The sequence below is a fragment of the Pseudomonas sp. genome (assembly GCF_049590575.1).
GTDB lineage: Bacteria > Pseudomonadota > Gammaproteobacteria > Pseudomonadales > Pseudomonadaceae > Aquipseudomonas.
The window spans coordinates 1-17,099 of the sequence record NZ_JBAWDE010000329.1 but is presented as its reverse complement, the minus strand read 5'-3'; the positions used below and the strand labels follow the sequence as shown (position 1 = coordinate 17,099).

19 protein-coding genes are annotated in these 17,099 nt (G+C 60.3%); 12 read left to right on the top strand and 7 right to left on the bottom strand.

Annotation, left to right across the window (positions count from 1 at the left end):
• On the bottom strand, positions 1-656 hold a 656-nt coding region (locus tag WBR57_RS23095), incomplete at its 3' end, for a LysR family transcriptional regulator (protein ID WP_424086964.1).
• Between the two features lie 49 nt (positions 657-705).
• Between WBR57_RS23095 and WBR57_RS23090 the strand changes: the two genes are divergently transcribed.
• From WBR57_RS23090 to WBR57_RS23080, 3 genes are all read left to right on the top strand, one after another.
• The gene (locus tag WBR57_RS23090; protein ID WP_122542513.1) at positions 706-1,020 is read left to right on the top strand and encodes a 3-phosphoglycerate kinase; all 315 of its coding nucleotides are present in this window, start codon (positions 706-708) and stop codon (positions 1,018-1,020) included.
• Between the two features lie 151 nt (positions 1,021-1,171).
• A complete protein-coding gene (locus tag WBR57_RS23085) occupies positions 1,172-1,771 on the top strand; it encodes an FMN-dependent NADH-azoreductase (protein ID WP_424086962.1) in 600 nt (199 codons plus the stop codon).
• Positions 1,772-1,974: 203 nt separating this feature from the next.
• Positions 1,975-2,841, top strand: a complete 867-nt coding sequence (locus WBR57_RS23080; protein ID WP_424086960.1) for a carboxylate/amino acid/amine transporter — start codon at positions 1,975-1,977, stop codon at positions 2,839-2,841.
• Between the two features lie 107 nt (positions 2,842-2,948).
• Here WBR57_RS23080 and WBR57_RS23075 read toward each other — a convergent pair whose 3' ends face one another.
• Positions 2,949-4,229 (bottom strand): mechanosensitive ion channel family protein, encoded by a 1,281-nt coding sequence (locus WBR57_RS23075; protein WP_424086958.1) that lies wholly within the window; start codon positions 4,227-4,229, stop codon positions 2,949-2,951.
• A 193-nt stretch (positions 4,230-4,422) separates the two neighbouring features.
• Between WBR57_RS23075 and WBR57_RS23070 the strand changes: the two genes are divergently transcribed.
• Entirely contained in the window at positions 4,423-5,769 is a 1,347-nt protein-coding gene (locus WBR57_RS23070; protein ID WP_424086956.1) for a DEAD/DEAH box helicase, read from the top strand.
• Positions 5,770-5,815: 46 nt separating this feature from the next.
• On the opposite strand, the gene WBR57_RS23065 is transcribed toward WBR57_RS23070, so the two are convergent.
• The gene (locus tag WBR57_RS23065) at positions 5,816-6,091 is read right to left on the bottom strand and encodes a hypothetical protein (protein WP_424086954.1); all 276 of its coding nucleotides are present in this window, start codon (positions 6,089-6,091) and stop codon (positions 5,816-5,818) included.
• Positions 6,092-6,245: 154 nt separating this feature from the next.
• Here WBR57_RS23065 and WBR57_RS23060 point away from each other — a divergent pair, with 154 nt between their 5' ends.
• From WBR57_RS23060 to WBR57_RS23050, 3 genes are all read left to right on the top strand, one after another.
• The gene (locus tag WBR57_RS23060) at positions 6,246-6,635 is read left to right on the top strand and encodes a transcriptional regulator (protein WP_424086952.1); all 390 of its coding nucleotides are present in this window, start codon (positions 6,246-6,248) and stop codon (positions 6,633-6,635) included.
• A gap of 131 nt (positions 6,636-6,766) precedes the next feature.
• The gene (locus WBR57_RS23055; protein ID WP_424086950.1) at positions 6,767-8,473 is read left to right on the top strand and encodes a copper resistance system multicopper oxidase; all 1,707 of its coding nucleotides are present in this window, start codon (positions 6,767-6,769) and stop codon (positions 8,471-8,473) included.
• Positions 8,474-8,483: 10 nt separating this feature from the next.
• Positions 8,484-9,308: a copper resistance protein B gene (locus WBR57_RS23050; RefSeq protein ID WP_424086948.1), complete on the top strand. Its 825-nt coding sequence runs from the start codon at positions 8,484-8,486 to the stop codon at positions 9,306-9,308.
• Between the two features lie 7 nt (positions 9,309-9,315).
• Here the strand turns inward: WBR57_RS23050 and WBR57_RS23045 are convergent, their stop codons facing one another.
• From WBR57_RS23045 to WBR57_RS23035, 3 genes are all read right to left on the bottom strand, one after another.
• The gene (locus WBR57_RS23045; RefSeq protein WP_424086946.1) at positions 9,316-10,185 is read right to left on the bottom strand and encodes a DUF6279 family lipoprotein; all 870 of its coding nucleotides are present in this window, start codon (positions 10,183-10,185) and stop codon (positions 9,316-9,318) included.
• A 66-nt stretch (positions 10,186-10,251) separates the two neighbouring features.
• On the bottom strand, positions 10,252-10,974 hold the full coding sequence (locus WBR57_RS23040) for a TorF family putative porin (RefSeq protein WP_424086944.1): 723 nt from the start codon (positions 10,972-10,974) through the stop codon (positions 10,252-10,254).
• A 205-nt stretch (positions 10,975-11,179) separates the two neighbouring features.
• The gene (locus tag WBR57_RS23035) at positions 11,180-11,359 is read right to left on the bottom strand and encodes a hypothetical protein (RefSeq protein ID WP_003193095.1); all 180 of its coding nucleotides are present in this window, start codon (positions 11,357-11,359) and stop codon (positions 11,180-11,182) included.
• Between the two features lie 323 nt (positions 11,360-11,682).
• Between WBR57_RS23035 and WBR57_RS23030 the strand changes: the two genes are divergently transcribed.
• The 3 genes from WBR57_RS23030 to WBR57_RS23020 all read left to right on the top strand — a co-directional run bounded on the left by WBR57_RS23030 (position 11,683) and on the right by WBR57_RS23020 (position 14,610).
• The gene (locus WBR57_RS23030) at positions 11,683-12,519 is read left to right on the top strand and encodes a CvfB family protein (RefSeq protein WP_003230492.1); all 837 of its coding nucleotides are present in this window, start codon (positions 11,683-11,685) and stop codon (positions 12,517-12,519) included.
• Positions 12,520-12,571: 52 nt separating this feature from the next.
• On the top strand, positions 12,572-12,970 hold the full coding sequence (locus WBR57_RS23025) for a DUF2177 family protein (protein ID WP_424086941.1): 399 nt from the start codon (positions 12,572-12,574) through the stop codon (positions 12,968-12,970).
• Between the two features lie 197 nt (positions 12,971-13,167).
• Positions 13,168-14,610, top strand: coding sequence for an NCS1 family nucleobase:cation symporter-1 (locus WBR57_RS23020; protein WP_424086939.1), 1,443 nt, complete (start codon positions 13,168-13,170; stop codon positions 14,608-14,610).
• Here the strand turns inward: WBR57_RS23020 and WBR57_RS23015 are convergent.
• Positions 14,522-15,730 (bottom strand): MFS transporter, encoded by a 1,209-nt coding sequence (locus tag WBR57_RS23015; RefSeq protein WP_424086937.1) that lies wholly within the window; start codon positions 15,728-15,730, stop codon positions 14,522-14,524. The two genes, WBR57_RS23020 and WBR57_RS23015, sit on opposite strands and share 89 nt — an antisense overlap.
• 104 nt (positions 15,731-15,834) lie before the next feature.
• Here WBR57_RS23015 and ptrR point away from each other — a divergent pair, with 104 nt between their 5' ends.
• Together ptrR and WBR57_RS23005 are read left to right on the top strand one after the other, a co-directional pair.
• Entirely contained in the window at positions 15,835-16,728 is an 894-nt protein-coding gene (ptrR, locus tag WBR57_RS23010) for a putrescine utilization regulator PtrR (RefSeq protein ID WP_424086935.1), read from the top strand.
• A gap of 142 nt (positions 16,729-16,870) precedes the next feature.
• On the top strand, positions 16,871-16,993 hold the full coding sequence (locus WBR57_RS23005; protein ID WP_256347311.1) for a PA1414 family protein: 123 nt from the start codon (positions 16,871-16,873) through the stop codon (positions 16,991-16,993).
• Positions 16,994-17,099 lie beyond the last annotated feature (106 nt).

Here is a 17,099-nt window from a genome sequence, read left to right as displayed (position 1 = left end):
GTCCAGCGCTGTTCGGCGCCCAGCCAGCCCACATCGCGCGGCTGCTGGCGGCCGGAGTCACGGATCACCACCTGCATCTGGCTTTCCAGGTCCTGGAAGCTCAGCTCGCGGCTCATGCGGTGCAGGGCATGGTCGGGGTGCGCGACGGCGACAAATTCCACATCGCTCATTTCCGTCCCCAGGTAGCCGGGAATGCTGAAGCCGCTGATGGCCAGGTCGGCCACGCCTTCCATCAACAGCTCCTCGACGCCGGACAGCACCTCTTCACGCAGGCGCACCCGGCAGCCACGGCTTTGCGGCATAAAGGCGGTGAGCGCGCGCACCAGGCGTGCATTCGGGTAGGCCGCGTCGACCACCAGCCGCACTTCGGCTTCCCAGCCCTGTTCCATATGGTGGGCGAGGTCTTCCAGCTGGCTGGCGTTTTTCACCAATTGCCGGGAGCGGCGCAACAGCACTTCACCGGCTTCGGTGAGCACCGCCTTGCGCCCGTCGATGCGCAGCAGCGGCACGCCGAGCTGGTCTTGCATGCGCGCCACGGTGTAGCTCACCGAAGACTGCGAACGGTGCAGCGCTTCAGCCGCCTGGGCGAAGCCACCATGGTCGACCACGGCTTGCAGCGTGCGCCATTGATCAAGGGTTACGCGGGGCGCTTTCAAGATGGGTTCCTCTTGTCCTAAGCTGGCGGTCCTTATTGGAGACTGCCGAATGAGAAAATTCTGTTGTGCATTGCTGGTGCTGCTGCCGATGAGCGCGTTTGCCTACCCCATCGACGTGACTAAAAAGATCGACGGCGTAAGCATTGATTACACGGCCTCCGATGTGGACGGCGACATCAGTTCGATCCAGCTGAATAACTACGGCACGAAAGACGCCGTGTGTTCGGTAACCTTTACCAACGGACCGGAAGCGCCGCGTCGGCGCACAGTCACGGTGCCTGCGGGTAAAAGCACCAACACCACCGCCAAGTTCAACCGCGCCATTATCAAGATGCGAATCGCCTTGGCCTGCGCTCCAAAATAAAGCAATTGAGGTGCGTGCCCATAGGAATACTCCGCTTATAAACAAGTTTATAGATGGGTTATAGCAGTTTTTTGCGCTTTTTAATCGAATTAGTTTTGTCTAATCTCCACTCCATCGCCTTACAGCAATTACAGATGGAGCCTACGAAGCTATGTCCAATGTTCTGATCATCGAAAGCAGCGCCCGCCAGCAGGATTCGATCTCCCGCCAATTGACCCAGCAATTCATCAGCCAATGGCAGGCGGCTCACCCGGCGGATCAGATCACTGTGCGCGACGTCGCCCTCAACCCGGTTCCGCACCTGGACGCCAACCTGCTCGGCGGTTGGATGAAACCCGTAGAACAGCGCAACGGCGCTGAGCAGGCGTCCCTGGACCGCTCCAACGAATTGACTGACGAACTGCTGGCCGCCGACGTCCTGGTAATGGCCGCGCCGATGTACAACTTCGCCATCCCCAGCACCCTCAAAGCGTGGCTGGACCACGTGTTGCGCGCCGGTGTGACGTTCAAGTACACCGCCACTGGCCCCCAGGGTTTGCTGACGGGTAAGCGCGCCTTCGTGCTCACCGCTCGCGGCGGCATCCACACAGGGGCCAGCTCGGACCACCAGGAACCGTACCTGCGCCAGGTGATGGCTTTTATCGGTATCCACGACGTCACGTTCATTCACGCCGAAGGGGTGAACCTGAGCGGGGACTTCCAGGAAAAGGGCATCAACCATGCCAAGGCACTGCTCGCACAGGTCGCCTGATCGTTTAATCGTCACATAATCGAGCGGTGTTTATATCGCTCCACGCAAACCCTTCAAGTACGCGTATCGAACCTCCCTTTGCACTTGTTGCTCCTGAGTGCTCCTACCCGACTGCCGCTATAGCGAGGTCGGGTTTTTTTTGCCGCGAGTTTCGTCAAACCCCGAAAACCCTTAAAGTCGCGCCCATTCGAAACGAGGCGCGCATGGGCTATCTACTGGTTGTCACCCTGATTCAGGCATTTTCCTTCAGCTTGATCGGCGAATACCTCGCCGGTCACGTCGACAGCTACTTCGCCGTGCTGGTACGCGTGGTGCTGGCCGGGCTGGTATTCATCCCACTGACCCGCTGGCGCTCGGTGGAGCCGGCCTTCATGCGCGGCATGCTGCTGATCGGCGCCTTGCAGTTTGGCGTGACTTACGTGTGCCTGTACCTGAGCTTTCGGGTGCTCAGCGTGCCGGAAGTGCTGCTGTTCACCATCCTCACGCCGTTGCACGTGACCTTGATCGAAGACGCCCTCAACCGTCGCTTCAACCCCTGGGCACTGGTCGCCGCGCTGGTAGCAGTGGCGGGGGCGGCAGTGATTCGCTTCGACCAGATCACCCCGCACTTCCTCGGTGGCTTCCTGCTGCTGCAACTGGCCAACTTCACCTATGCCGCCGGGCAAGTGATGTACAAACATCTGGTGGCGCGTTACCCCAGCGACCTGCCGCACTACCGGCGCTTCGGCTATTTCTACCTGGGTGCATTGCTGGTGGTGTTGCCGGCGTTTTTGCTGTTCGGCAAGGCCAGCTTCCTGCCCGACGCGCCGCTGCAATGGGGGGTGCTGGTGTTCCTGGGGCTGGTCAGCACGGCGCTGGGCATGTACTGGTGGAACAAGGGCGCCTGCCTGGTCCACGGCGGCACCCTGGCGGTGATGAACAACCTGCACGTGCCGGTAGGGCTGCTGCTCAACCTGCTGATCTGGAACCAGCATGAACCGCTGGGGCGCTTGGCATTGGGTGGGTTGGTGATTGTGGGGGCGGTGTGGATCAGTCGGTTGGGTGTGCGCAAGGACCCCGTCCAGCACTGAAGCACAGTGTGGGAGCGGGCTTGCTCGCGAAAGCGGTGGATCAGTCATGCACATACTGACTGACACTCTGCCTTCGCGAGCAAGCCCGCACACATGGGAGGGTGGCTTCAGGTAGGTGTTGTTTCAGGTGCCGGTAGCAGGTTGAGCATCCCCGCCCGCAGGTCACTGCCACTGGGTTGCTGGTACAGGCTCAAGCCAAACTCCGGCAATACCGCCAGCAGGTAATCGAAGATATCGCCCTGGATCCGCTCGTAATCCGCCCACGCCGTGGTGCGGGTGAAGCAGTAGATCTCCAGTGGCACGCCCTGGGCGGTGGTTTGCATCTGGCGGACCATGCAGGTCATGTTCGGCTGGATGTCCGGGTGGCTTTTCAGATAGGCCAGGGCATAGGCGCGGAAGGTGCCGAGGTTGGTCATGCGACGGCGGTTGGCCGAGAGCTGTGCGCTGTGGCCCTGGGCCTCGTTCCAGGCCTTGAGTTCGGCCTGCTTGCGCCCGATGTAGTCGGTGAGCAGGTGCACCTGGGTCATGCGCAGTTCTTCGTCGTCGCGCAGGAAGCGCACGCCGCTGGCGTCGATAAACAGGCTGCGTTTGATTCGCCGCCCGCCCGAAGCCTGCATGCCGCGCCAGTTCTTGAACGACTCGGACATCAGGCGCCAGGTCGGGATCGAGACGATGGTCTTGTCGAAGTTCTGCACCTTGACCGTGTGCAAGGTGATATCCACCACGTCGCCGTCGGCGCCGACCTGAGGCATTTCGATCCAGTCGCCGACGCGCAGCATGTCGTTGCTGGTCAACTGCACACTGGCGACGAACGACAACAGCGTGTCCTTGTACACCAACAGAATCACCGCCGACATGGCGCCAAGCCCCGACAGCAGCAACAGCGGCGAGCGGTCGATCAGGGTGGCGACGATGATGATCGCGGCAAATACATACAGCACCATCTTGGCCAGTTGCACGTAACCCTTGATCGAGCGAGTGCGGGCATGTTCGGTGCGCGCGTAGATGTCCAGCAGGGCGTTGAGCAGGGCGCCCATGGCCAGCGTCATAAACAGGACGGTGAGGGCCAGGGCCACATTGCCGATAAACAGGATCGCGGTCTTGCTCAGGTCCGGCACCAGGTACAGGCCGAACTGGATGACCAGGGACGGCGTCATCTGCGCCAGGCGGTGGAAGACCTTGTTGTGCCGCAGGTCGTTGAGCCAGTGCAGGGCCGGCTGCCGGCCGAGCAATTTGACGGCATGCAGGATGAGGTAACGCGCGACCCGTCCGAGCAGCAGGGCCACCACCAGCAACACCAGCAAACCCAGGCTGGCATGCAGCAGCGGGTGTTGATCGAGGGCGCCCCAGAGGTCCTGGGCATTGAGCCAGAGCTGTTTGATATCCATGGGTGTAACCGATTTCTCTTAAGACAAGACGGGGGCGATTAGAGCATTTAAGCGCAACAAAGTTGACGTTTTGGACAAATGCGCTGACAAAAAAGCAGCTGATTAACACCGTTCGCGTAAAGACACTCGGTTTGGACGCCCGAAACCGGTAACCTATGCAGCTGATTTTTTGTATTTCTTCGAGGTAGCACCCGTGTTTTCCCAATTCGCCCTGCACGAACGCCTGCTCAAAGCCGTGGCCGAGCTTAAATTTGTCGAGCCTACGCCTGTGCAAGCAGCGGCCATCCCGCTCGCGCTCGAAGGGCGTGACCTGCGGGTGACGGCTCAAACCGGGAGTGGCAAGACCGCCGCTTTCGTCCTGCCGATCCTTAACCGTCTGATCGGCCCGGCCAAAGTCCGCGTGAGCATCAAGACCCTGATCCTGCTGCCGACCCGCGAGCTGGCCCAGCAGACCTTGAAGGAAGTGGAGCGCTTCTCGCAGTTCACGTTCATCAAGTCCGGCCTGATCACCGGCGGCGAAGACTTCAAGGTCCAGGCCGCCATGCTGCGCAAGGTGCCGGATATCCTGATCGGCACCCCAGGCCGGATGATCGAGCAACTTAACGCCGGCAACCTTGACCTCAAGGAAGTCGAAGTGTTGGTGCTCGACGAGGCCGACCGCATGCTCGACATGGGCTTTGCCGACGACGTGCAGCGCCTGGTGGCTGAATGCGTGAATCGCCAGCAGACCATGCTGTTCTCCGCCACTACTGGTGGTTCAACCCTGCGCGACATGGTTGCCAAGGTCCTGAACAACCCTGAGCACCTGCAGGTCAACAACGTCAGCGACCTGAACGCGACCACGCGCCAACAGATCGTCACCGCTGACCACAACGTGCACAAAGAACAGATCCTGAACTGGCTGCTGGCCAACGAGACCTATCAGAAGGCCATCGTGTTCACCAACACCCGCGCTGCGGCGGACCGTATCTACGGTCGCCTGGTGGCACAGGACTACAAGGCATTCGTGCTGCACGGCGAGAAAGACCAGAAGGACCGCAAGCTGGCCATCGACCGCCTGAAAGCCGGCGGCGTGAAGATCCTGGTCGCCACCGACGTCGCCGCCCGCGGCCTGGACGTGGACGGCCTGGACATGGTCATCAACTTCGACATGCCACGCAGCGGCGACGAATACGTGCACCGTATTGGCCGTACCGGGCGTGCCGGCAACGATGGCCTGGCGATCTCGCTGATTTGCCACGGCGACTGGAACCTGATGTCGAGCATCGAGCGCTACCTCAAGCAGTCGTTCGAGCGCCGCACCATCAAGGAAGTCAAAGGCACCTACACGGGGCCGAAGAAGGTCAAGGCGTCGGGCAAGGCGGTCGGTGTGAAGAAGAAAAAGACCGACGCCAAGGGCGACAAGAAAAAGGCCGGTGCCAAGGCGCCGACCAAGCGCAAGATCGCCAACCGACCAAAGACCGACAACCTGTCGTTGGTCAGCAAGGATGGCATGGCGCCGCTCAAGCGCCGCAAGCCGGAAGCACCGGCTGCCGAGTAAGGTCTGCTGATACAAAAAAACCGGACAATGTCCGGTTTTTTTGTGTTCATTTTTTGGTTTGGCCGGCCGCTTCTTTCAGTTCCTTCTGCCTGGCTTGAATCAACTGGCACTTGTCCGGGAACTCCGCGCTCTCGGTGTCCAGGTCCATTTTCTGCAGCTTTTCATTCATCTCCTTGGCCTTGACCGGATTCTGCTGAGTCAGTTCAGCCACTTCCTTGGCCAGTTGCTCGCGCATCTGCGTTGCCTCTTCCGGCGTGCAGGCCCAAGCCGGCAGGGCGGTCAGCAATGTGGCGGCGACGGCCAGGTTCATCAGGGTTTTCATGGTAGGACCTCCTTGGCGGTTATGCTCAGTTGAGGGTGCGAACGTCTGGAAAGTTCAGAGAAATCACGCCCGTCCGTTAGGCTGAACGGCCGGTGACGTGGCGTGTCACACCTCTAGACGGGCTACTTTCCTTAGGCCTGCAGGAGGAATCAGGATGACGACTTACAACTGGGATTTGATCGAACGTCTGCTGCATGAAGTGCAGAACGGCAAAGGCAGCTTTGCGCCACGCAAATACGCCGAGCAGGAAGCTGCCGAGAAGACCGCGGCCGGCGAGTCCACCGGCAATCTGGATGCGCTCAAAAAGACCGCTGCAGACTATGAAGCGCTGTTGTTCAAACGTGGGTTTATTGAGTCGCGGCCGGAAGCAGAAGGTGGCAATGGTGAGAATTTCATTCTGACCGCGCTTGGCGCCCAACTGCTGGCACTGATCGACAGCTCGATTCCCGGCAACAACCACCCTCGCCAGGTGCTGGATGAGCAGGCCGATGCGTTGGACCCGGCGACCTTTGCGGAGTTGGCTTCAAAGGCACAGATCGCCTGACACCTCGCATGCCCCGGCACTCTGGCGGTGCCGGGCACACCCAAGCTGTCCGATCGGTAATCTCTCGCTAAGGTTGCTGACAGCTGCTCGAGCCTACTCTGCGGCCATTCAATCGACGGACTTGAAATGGCATGCACTCCATTATTTCCAGACGAACTTTCGTCAAAGGCACCGCAGCCTGCGGCCTGTTGGGTGGGCTAGGGCCCTGGCGCCCAGCGGTCTGGGCATTGACCAGTCCCGGCCAACCCACGGTGCTGGCGGGCACCGAGTTTGATTTGCTTATCGACCAGACGCCCGTCAACCTCACGGGCCGAAAGCGTAACGCGTTGACTATCAACGGCAGTTTGCCCGGCCCGTTGCTGCGCTGGCGCGAAGGCGACACTGTGACCCTGCGCGTCAGAAATCGCCTGGCCGAGTCGACCTCGATTCACTGGCACGGCATCCTCCTTCCTTCCACCATGGACGGCGTGCCCGGCCTGAGCTTCAAGGGCATCGAGCCGGGCGGCCTGTTCGTCTATCAGTTCACGGTCAAGCAACATGGCACTTACTGGTATCACAGCCATTCCGGGCTCCAGGAGCAGCAGGGTATCTACGGCCCGTTGGTGATCGACCCGAAGGAACCCGAGCCATTTACCTATCAGCGCGACTACGTGGTGATGCTGTCGGACTGGACGGATGAGGACCCTGCCGCCTTGATGAACACCCTCAAGAAGCAGTCCGACTATTACAACCGGCACAAGCCCACGGTGGTGGATTTCGTCCGGGATGTGGGCAACAAAGGCTGGTCCGCCAGCGTCGCCGACCGGCTGATGTGGGCAAAAATGAAGATGAACCCCACCGACCTCGCGGACGTCAGTGGCCAGACCTACACCTACCTGCTCAACGGCCAGCCGCCGGGGCTCAACTGGACCGGGTTGTTTCAGGACGGGGAGAAAATCCGCCTGCGCTTTATCAACGGTTCGGCGATGACCTATTTCGATGTGCGCATACCGGGGCTGAAAATGACCGTTATCGCCGCTGATGGCCAGCCGGTGCAGCCGGTGAGCGTCGATGAGTTTCGCATTGCCGTGGCGGAAACCTACGATGTGCTGATCGAACCCAGCGCTGCGGCGTACACCCTGTTTGCCCAGTCGATGGACCGCACGGGTTACGCCCGCGGCACCCTGGCCCGCCAGGCGGGGTTGATGGCGCCAGTGCCGGCGCTTGACCCGCGCCCTTGGGTGACGATGGACGACATGGGCATGGGCGGCATGGATCATGGTGCCATGCCGAATATGGCGGGCATGGATCATGGCGCCATGGGGGCGATGCCGATGCAGAGCCACCCGGCCAGCGAGAACAATAACCCGATGGTGGACATGCAGGCCATGCGCCCGCTGCCGAAGCTCGACGACCCAGGGCTCGGCCTGCGTGATAACGGCCGACGGGTGCTGACCTATGCGGACCTGCGCAGCACCTTCGAGGACCCCGATGGCCGCGATCCCTTACGCACGATCGAATTGCACCTCACTGGGCACATGGAGAAGTTTGCCTGGTCATTCAATGGGGTGAAATTTTCCGATGCCGAGCCTTTGCTGCTCACCTATGGCGAGCGTGTCCGGCTGGTGCTGGTCAACGACTCGATGATGAGCCACCCGATTCACCTGCACGGTCTGTGGAGCGATCTGGAGGATGAAAACGGCCAGTTCCAGGTGCGTAAGCACACCCTCGACATGCCGCCGGGCACCCGGCGCAGTTATCGCGTAACGGCCGACGCGTTGGGGCGCTGGGCCTTTCACTGCCACCTGCTGTACCACATGGAAATGGGCATGTTCCGTGAAGTCCGCGTACACGAATGAGGACGCGCATATGAACCGTTGTGTTTTATCTATCGCTGTCTCGCTGACCAGTTTGGCGTTCGGTTCACTGGCGCAGGCGGACGAGTTTGAGGGGCGGGTCCCGGTGTCATCGGCGCTCACCGAGAGCCGTACGCCGATCCCGGTGCTGACCGACGCTGATCGTGCGGCGGTGTACAACGCGCCGGAGGGGCACAGGGTGCATGACAGCGCGATTCATTCGATGCTGCTGGTCAACCAGTTGGAATGGCAAGGCGGCAATGATCGCGGCGCGCTGAACTGGGACTTCAATGGCTGGGTCGGTGGTGATATCGATCGCCTGTGGTTGCGCAGCGAAGGTGAGCGCAGCGCGGGCGGCACCGACAGCGCGCAAGCCCAGGTTTTGTGGGGGCATGCCATCAGCCCCTGGTGGGACCTAGTAGGCGGCGTGCGCCAGGACTTCAAGCCTGGCGACAGCCGGACGTGGGCAGCCTTCGGCGTACAGGGCATGGCGCTCTACAATTTCGAGGCCGAGGCGACTGTGTTTGTCGGCGAGTCGGGCCGCGTCGCTGCACGGCTGGAGGGTGACTACGACATTCTGCTGACCAACCGATTGATTCTGCAGCCCACAGCCGAACTCAATTTTTATGCTCAGAACGATCCCCTGCGGGGCACCGGCTCGGGCCTGTCAGACAGCGAGCTAGGCCTGAGGTTGCGCTACGAAGTGCGTCGCGAATTTGCCCCGTATGTGGGTGTGAGCTGGAACCGCACCTACGGCCAGACTGCGCAATACGCCCGTGCCGCAGACGAAGATATCAGCCAGTTACGCTGGGCCGTCGGCGTGCGCCTGTGGTTTTGAAGCGTTTCTATTGACGTTGAGCGCTTTTCAGGCACTTGAGCGCCAGGAAGTCACTGCGCACCTTGTCAATTTTCTGAGTGAGCTTCAGGCGTTGCTGCGCTGTGCTTTGCGCCATCAGGTCGACGAGCAGGCTGCGGGCGGCCGCTTCGGTCTCTGCATAGGCAGCGCGATACTCCGGGGTCCAGAGGCTTTCCCGGTCCACCAGCAATTGTTGGATTTTCTGCGGGAAATCGGTGCTCTGGCGGTGCTGCACGGCATCGATAAATTGTGCCTGCCAATGGGCGCGGTTACCGATCCACTGCTCGTTCTGTTCACCCAGCCCGACGGACCAGGCTGTTACGCGGTTTTGCTGGCTCGCGCTCAGCGGGCCCATCCAGGCATCCAGGCGTTTGCTCATGCGTTGCGCGCGTTCCTTGATCTGCTGCTCGAGTGGCGGCTTGAGGTATTCGTCCTGGCGCTTGCGCAGGTCCTTGGCCAGGGCATCGTTCATTTCCTCAACCTGCTGGTCATACAGGCCTTTGAGCAGTTCGATAGCCGACGGCGTAATCTCGCGTGCTACATCAGCAATCGCCTGCTTGGCTTCGGCGGTGCGGGTTTGTAAGGCGGCGTCGGTGACCTGATTGTTATCGACCATCGCCTGCAGGCGGTCGAGCCAATCAAGGTAGCCCGGGAGCTGCGTGGTGCAATGCCAGGCCAGGTGTTCCTTGAGTTTGTCGTTGAACCAACTCTTCTGCCCGGCATTCATGTCCAGGTAGTCATTGAGGGTCCAGGGGATGATCACATCGAGGTTGCGGTAGGCCAGGCCTACGCGATTGCAGCCGGCGAGCGTCAGGCTCAGGGTCAGCAATACCACCAGAAATTTGAGCCGACGCAGCATGGGCGGGTCCTTTGGCAGGGAGGGTTAATGCATGTGAACCTGCGGCAGGGGCGACAGTTCAGCGCATCAATAAAACGACCGCGCGGCCTTCAACGTCAACAGGCCATCGCATTGCGAATTGTGTCCGGAGTACGCCGAACAGTCGCCGCCGCTGAGGCTGGAGTCGCTGTAGATCAGGTTCAGGTCCACGCCCATCCACTGCCGGGAGAATTGCACTGACCAGTCGCTGAAGCTGCTGATGGTGCCGCCTTCGACCGAGGCCGGCGTGCCCAACTGATGGGTGGTGTATTTCATGCTGACGCCAATACCGAACGGCTGCGTGCCGCCCAGGTCGGCGAACAGCGTACTGTCCTGGCGGTCCGGGTCATTGCTGAAGGAGGCGCCGAAACGGTTGCCCAACAGGTTCAGCCCGCCGTATAACTCCTGGCTGTCCAGTGGGCTGAGCTTGGGGTAGCTGTAGTGGATCAGGCCCACTTCGTAACCCAGGGTCTGGTCGAAGGGGTGTTTGAAACCCATGTAGGAATCAACTTCGAGGTTACTGGTGGAGGACAGGCCCATGTTCGGTGAAAACTGACCGAAATAGAGGCCGCTGTCGTGGCTCAAGTCCAGCCCGCCATGGAATGAGTCGCTGCCGGGAGAGGTCGGCTTGACCAGGCCCTGGGCCATGCTGCGGCTGGGAGTGGTCCCCAATTTAAGGTCGAAGTCACCCAGTTCGCGCTGAAACACTTGCGCTTCGGCGAGAGGACTGGCAGCCAGGGCTGCGACCAGAAAAATGATGGGTTTGAACATGCTTCACTCCATGAAAAGCGAGGAGCAGTGACGAAAGAAGTCGGGAGATGCCCGTGCTAGACGTGTGCAAGCATACCGGCGAATGCCGGGAAATGAGGCCCGTTCGTCGATTAGCCAGAGTGTGAATGTGGTGAGGAGGTATTTTCGGCTCTAGTCCTAGCGCCTTGAAGGCAAGGCGCTTAGGGACCAGGTGTGTTGCGCGGTGTTACTTTTTACCCAGGCTGATCTGCTTGGACGGGCCGAAAGTCTGGCCGCTCACGCCCTTGGCAATTTGCTGGATTTCGCCACCGGACTTGAGGAAAGCAGCAATCTGGCTGTTGATCGATTCGCTGGTTTCAACGGCGGGAGCTGGCTTTGCTTTGCTGTTGGATGCTTTTACGCGCATGGCGGCCACTAACCTGTAGAAAATTAACTTGGCCAGGCATCGTACAGGAAATACTTGACAATTGCTTGGCAAATATCCCTCGGGAATTATTGGAGGGGCGTGAAAATAGCCTGGACTTACCGCTGAAATAAGTCCCTAACTTGCTGTTTTAACTCAAGACTGCGCCGCTGCTTGGCTCATGACATCGGCGAAAATTGATTTGCCTGATCGGACGAGCGGAGCGGTGCCAGTAGAACGCCACGCACCCCGCGATTTTTCAGGCGCCCGCGCGTGTCACGCGCAACTCGGGTAGAATGCCGCCCACGCAATGAGGGTAATTGGAAATGGCTTTAGTCGGGCGCTACAACAGTTTGCAAGTGGTTAAACACACTAACTTCGGTTTGTACCTGGACGGTGCGCAGGACGGTGAAATCCTCTTGCCCAATCGGTACATCCCAAAAGACATTCCCAGTGAAGATGAAGACTGGCTTAACGTTTTCATTTATCTGGACAGCGATGACAAACTTATCGCCACGACTGAAAAACCGAAAGTGCAAGTCGGTGAATTCGCCAGTTTGAAAGTAGTTGAAGTCAACAGCATTGGCGTCTTCCTCGATTGGGGTTTGCCGAAAGATCTGTTGCTGCCGTATTCAGAAGAAAAACGCCAGTTGACCGCCGGTGAATATTGCGTGGTGCACGTCTACCTCGACAAGCACACCAGACGCATCACCGCCACGGCGCGCCTGGATCGCTACCTGGACAAGACCCCGGCCAACTACCAGGTGGGGCAGGAAGTCGACCTGCTGGTGGCCGAGGCGACCGACATGGGCTTCAAGGCGATCATCAACAACAAGCACTGGGGCCTGATCCACAAGAACGAAGTGTTCAAGTTCCTGCGCCCGGGCAAGGAAGAGAAGGGCTTCATCAAGGAAATCCGTGCCGATGGCAACATCAGCCTGAGCCTGCAACCGGTTGGCCAGGAAGCGGCGTCGAGCCTCAATTCGAAGATCCTGGCCAAGTTGCGTGACAACAACGGCACTTTGCCGGTCAGCGACAAGAGCGACCCGGCCGTGATCAGCAACTTGTTCGGCGTGAGCAAGGGCAACTTCAAAAAGGCCATTGGTGCGCTTTATAAGCAGGGCCAGATTGTGATTCACGCGGATCGCATTGAACTAAGCTGACGGCTGTTTGCTCTTCTGTAGGTGCCGCTCGGCACCTACAGAGGCTGCCCCCATGACACAAAAAACCCTGTTCGCCTTTCTCGGCACTTTGCTCGCCTTCCTGATCCTCGACGGCCTCTGGCTCGGCGTCTTGATGGGCCCGACCTACAAGGCCCTGCTGGGCCCGTTGATGCTTGATCAGCCACGCCTGCTGCCCGCCGCGCTGTTTTATCTCCTTTATGTGATCGGTTGCGTAGTGTTCGTGGTCCTGCCAAGCGGCAGTTGGCAACGTGCTGCACGTATGGGCGCTTTGCTCGGGCTGGTTGCATACGGCACTTACGACCTGAGCAACTGGGCCACTCTGCAGGGTTGGTCCGCCGGGCTGGCGGTCATGGACATGGCCTGGGGCACCTTTCTGACGGCGGCATGCTGCACGGCTGGTTACCTGTGTGCACAACGAGTGCACCGATGATTGTGTACAGGATTTATGTGCACCGTTGCTGAGCGTAGGGCCCGTGTCTAAAACCTCATAGGTCCCTTTGGAGCGCCGTTCCAGAGGGATTGTGTGCCATTGGCACGCAATCTGCTGAATACCTCGTATACAAACCATGCCGCCTCCCGTATGCACCCGCTACGGCAGCGCAGGCTGGTACTTCGAGGAGCCCAGCGATGACCGAACAATTGCCCAAAGGCTATAGCCCGCGCCTGTACAACCAGGACCTGGGCCCGCTGCCGCAGAAATGGACCTGGTACAACATTTTCGCCTTCTGGATGAGCGACGTGCACAGCGTCGGTGGCTATGTGTTTGCTGCCAGTCTGTTCGCCCTCGGGCTCGCCAGTTGGCAGGTGCTGATCGCTTTGCTCGCCGGTATCTGCATCGTGCAATTGATTGCCAACCTGGTGGCCAAGCCTAGCCAACAGGCAGCGGTGCCTTATCCGGTGATCTGCCGACTGGCGTTTGGCGTATTCGGTGCAAATATTCCTGCAGTGATTCGGGGTCTGATCGCCGTGGCCTGGTACGGCATTCAGACCTACCTGGCGTCGAGTGCGTTGATCATCGTGGTGCTGCGCTTTTTCCCACAGATGGCGGTGTATGCAGAGCCGCATTTCGCAGGCTTGTCCTACCTAGGCTGGTTTGGTTTCCTCAGTTTGTGGGTGCTGCAGGCGGCGGTGTTCTGGGCCGGCATGGAATCGATCCGTCGTTTTATCGACTGGGCAGGCCCGGTGGTCTACGCGGTGATGTTTGCCCTGGCCGGCTGGATCGTGTGGAAGGCGGGCTGGGCGAATATCAGCTTTACCCTGTCGGAAAAATCCCTGTCGGGCTGGCAGGCATTCGGTCAGGTGATTGTGGCGACGGCATTGGTGGTGTCTTACTTCTCCGGGCCGACCCTGAATTTCGGCGACTTCAGCCGCTATTGCCGCAGCATGCAGGATGTGCGGCGCGGTAACTTCTGGGGGCTGCCGGTGAACTTCCTGGCGTTTTCCCTGGTGACCGTGGTGATCGTTTCGGGCACCTTGCCGGTGTTTGGCGAAATGCTGCACGACCCGATCGCTACGGTCTCGCGCATCGACAACAGCATGGCGGTGTTGCTGGGCGCCTTTGCATTCGTGACCGCCACTATCGGTATCAACATCGTCGCCAACTTCGTGTCCCCGGCGTTTGACTTCGCCAACGTCGCGCCGAGTAAAATCAGCTGGCGCGCCGGTGGGATGATCGCCGCGGTGGCCTCGATCTTCATCACCCCGTGGAACCTGTTCAACAACCCCCTGATGATCCACTACACCCTGGATATCCTTGCGGCCTTTATCGGCCCGCTGTTCGGCATCCTGCTGGTGGACTTCTACCTGATCAAAAAACAGAAGATCGACGTGGATGCGCTGTTCGATGACAGCCCGACCGGGCGCTATTACTTCGATGGCGGCGTGAACTGGACGGCGGTCAAGGCCCTGGTGCCCGCGACACTGGTGGGCGTCGCGATCACCTTCACTCCGGCGTTGCAGGGCATGGCCAACTTTGCCTGGTTTACCGGCTGCTTCCTGGGTGGGGTGTTTTTCCTGGTGTTGGCGCGCCGCGAACAGCTGCGTGTGCCCGCTCCGCTGGTTGCCGGTTAACCAAGACCAAGCCTGCCACTGACAAACCGGCTCCGGCGATTACCAGTGCCGGTTGCAGGCCGCCGCTGAGGTGGCTGCTGACCGACGCCAGCAGCGGCCCGCTCAGTTGGCCAAGGGCAAAGCTGGCGGTCAGCAACCCGGTGCTGCGCTGGTAATCATGTGGCGCGACTTCCCGCAAGCGCGCCATCACCAACTGCATGCACGCCAGGAACGGCCCGCCGCACAGCAACACGCCCAGCGCCAACCCCCAGCCATTGCCCAGCAAGCAGGCAAACACTCCCGCCGCCTGCAGCCACAAGGTGGTCATCAGCCAGCGGCGGGTGGTGTTCGGGTCCTTGCGGCGCAAGCTCGCGAGCACCACACCTATGGCTGCGGCCAAGCCGAAGCAGGGCCAGAACAGATCGGCCTGCCAGGCACCCTGGAACTGCGCGCTGGCCATCTGCGACAAGAACGTCGCCGGAATGATGTAGCCCAGGCCGTACAACACGTAGATCCAGCACAGATGCGTGATGCTGCCGTTATGGGGCACCTCGGTGTGGCTGGCAACGGCGGGGTTGGCGGCCGAGGGCTTGGGCAGGAATGGCAGGATTGCGAGCAGCATCACCAGCGCCACCACGCCGTACACCAGCCACAGGGTTGCCGAACGCTGGCCCATCAGGTTGGAGCCCAGCGCCAGCAACCCGGTCAGCAGAATCCCCAAGCCTGGCCCGGCAAACACCAGTGCCCCCAGGCGCGGGCGCCCGGCGGCAATCGCCAGCGGCTGGCTGAGGCTGGTGATCATCACCAATGCCCAGGCACTCGCCACACCCGTGCCGAAGCGCAGCAGCAAATGTGGCCAGAACCCATGGGCCCAGTACGACGCCAGGGTCAGCAGCACGCACAACCACAGTCCTCCATAAAGGCGGCCGCGTACGTGGTGGTGGCTACGGGCGAAGATCGAATCCACCGCACCGACAAAGTAGCCCAGATAGTTGGCGGCAGCGATCAGACCCGCGCCGGTCAAATCGATCTGTCCTTCGCTGAGTAAATGCGGCATTTGCGGGGTCAGGGCGAAGCGGCCGATGCCCATGGCCATCATCAAGGCGATAAAGCTGGCGGTTAAGCGAATCAAGGGAGACATGGTCTGGTTTCCTGCAAGCAAGCGAATGGCCTGCAGGCTATAGCGGATTGACTTTCTGCAAAAATGAATAATAGTGAGTAACTTGTTCAGTTTTGGAGAATGGCATGGAGTTCAGTCAATTGCGGATTTTCCAGGCCGTAGCGGAAGAAGGCTCCATCACCCGCGCAGCCGAGCGCCTGCACCGTGTGCCGTCAAACCTGTCGACGCGGCTCAAGCAGATGGAGGAGCAGCTTGGCGTAGAGCTGTTCGTGCGCGAACGCCAGCGCCTGCAGCTTTCTCCCGCAGGCAAAGTGTTGTTGGACTACAGCACTCGCCTGATCGCACTGCATGACGAAGCCCACGGCGCGGTCCAGGGCGGGCAGCCGGCGGGTGATTTTGTATTGGGCAGCATGTACAGCACGGCGGCGATCCACCTGCCGAAACTGCTGGCGCGCTATCACAAGGCCTACCCGATGGTGAACCTGCAGGTGCAGTCTGCGCCCAGCGGTGAGCTGCTCGAAGGCCTGATCACCGGGCGCCTGGACGCGGCGCTGGTGGATGGCCCGCTGACCATCGCCACCCTGGACGGTGTGCCGTTATGCGAGGAGCGCCTGGTGCTGATTTGCGAAGCCGACCACCCGCCGGTGCGCGGCCCGCAGGATGTTGCCGGGCGCTCGGTGTTCACCTTCCGACGCAGTTGCGCCTACCGGACACGCCTGGAGACCTGGTTTTCCCACGAGCGCGTGGCAATGGGGCGCGCCATCGAGATCGAGTCGTATCAAGGCATGCTCGCCTGCGTCATCGCCGGTTCCGGTGTGGCGATGATGTCTGAATCGATGCTCGACAGCCTGCCGGGCAAGGACAGCGTGTCCGTTCATCCGCTGACCGGGCCATTTGCCACTGCCACCACCTGGCTGATGTGGCGAAAGGGTATGCTCGGCGCTAACCTCAATGCGTGGATCGACCTGCAGCAAGAGGGCAGGGCCGAGTCCTTGCAGGACGCGCGTGCGATTGCTTGAACGATCCGTCAGGATTTGGATCAATTCAGTAATAGTTCGTTGTGGTTTGGTTCAAGCAATGCCTGGGACTTAAGGCTACTATCAGTGTAGGAAAAGGCGACAGAACTCGCGCCTACCAGCATTACCCTCAAAGGGGGCAACCATGAAAGAGAAAATCCAGAACTGGCTCCACGACGTTGGCGTTGCACTCGGCTTGATCGAGCCTCCGCTGCAACCGGTGCCCATCCGCACTGACGACGAACAGCGTCGCCCGCGTCGCCGGTAAGCTCGGGGTCGCCGCAGGAATTACACGGTGGGAGCGGGCTTGCTCGCGAAAACGGTGTGTCAGTTAACGCAAGTGTTGACTGAACCAGCGCTTTCGCGAGCAAGCC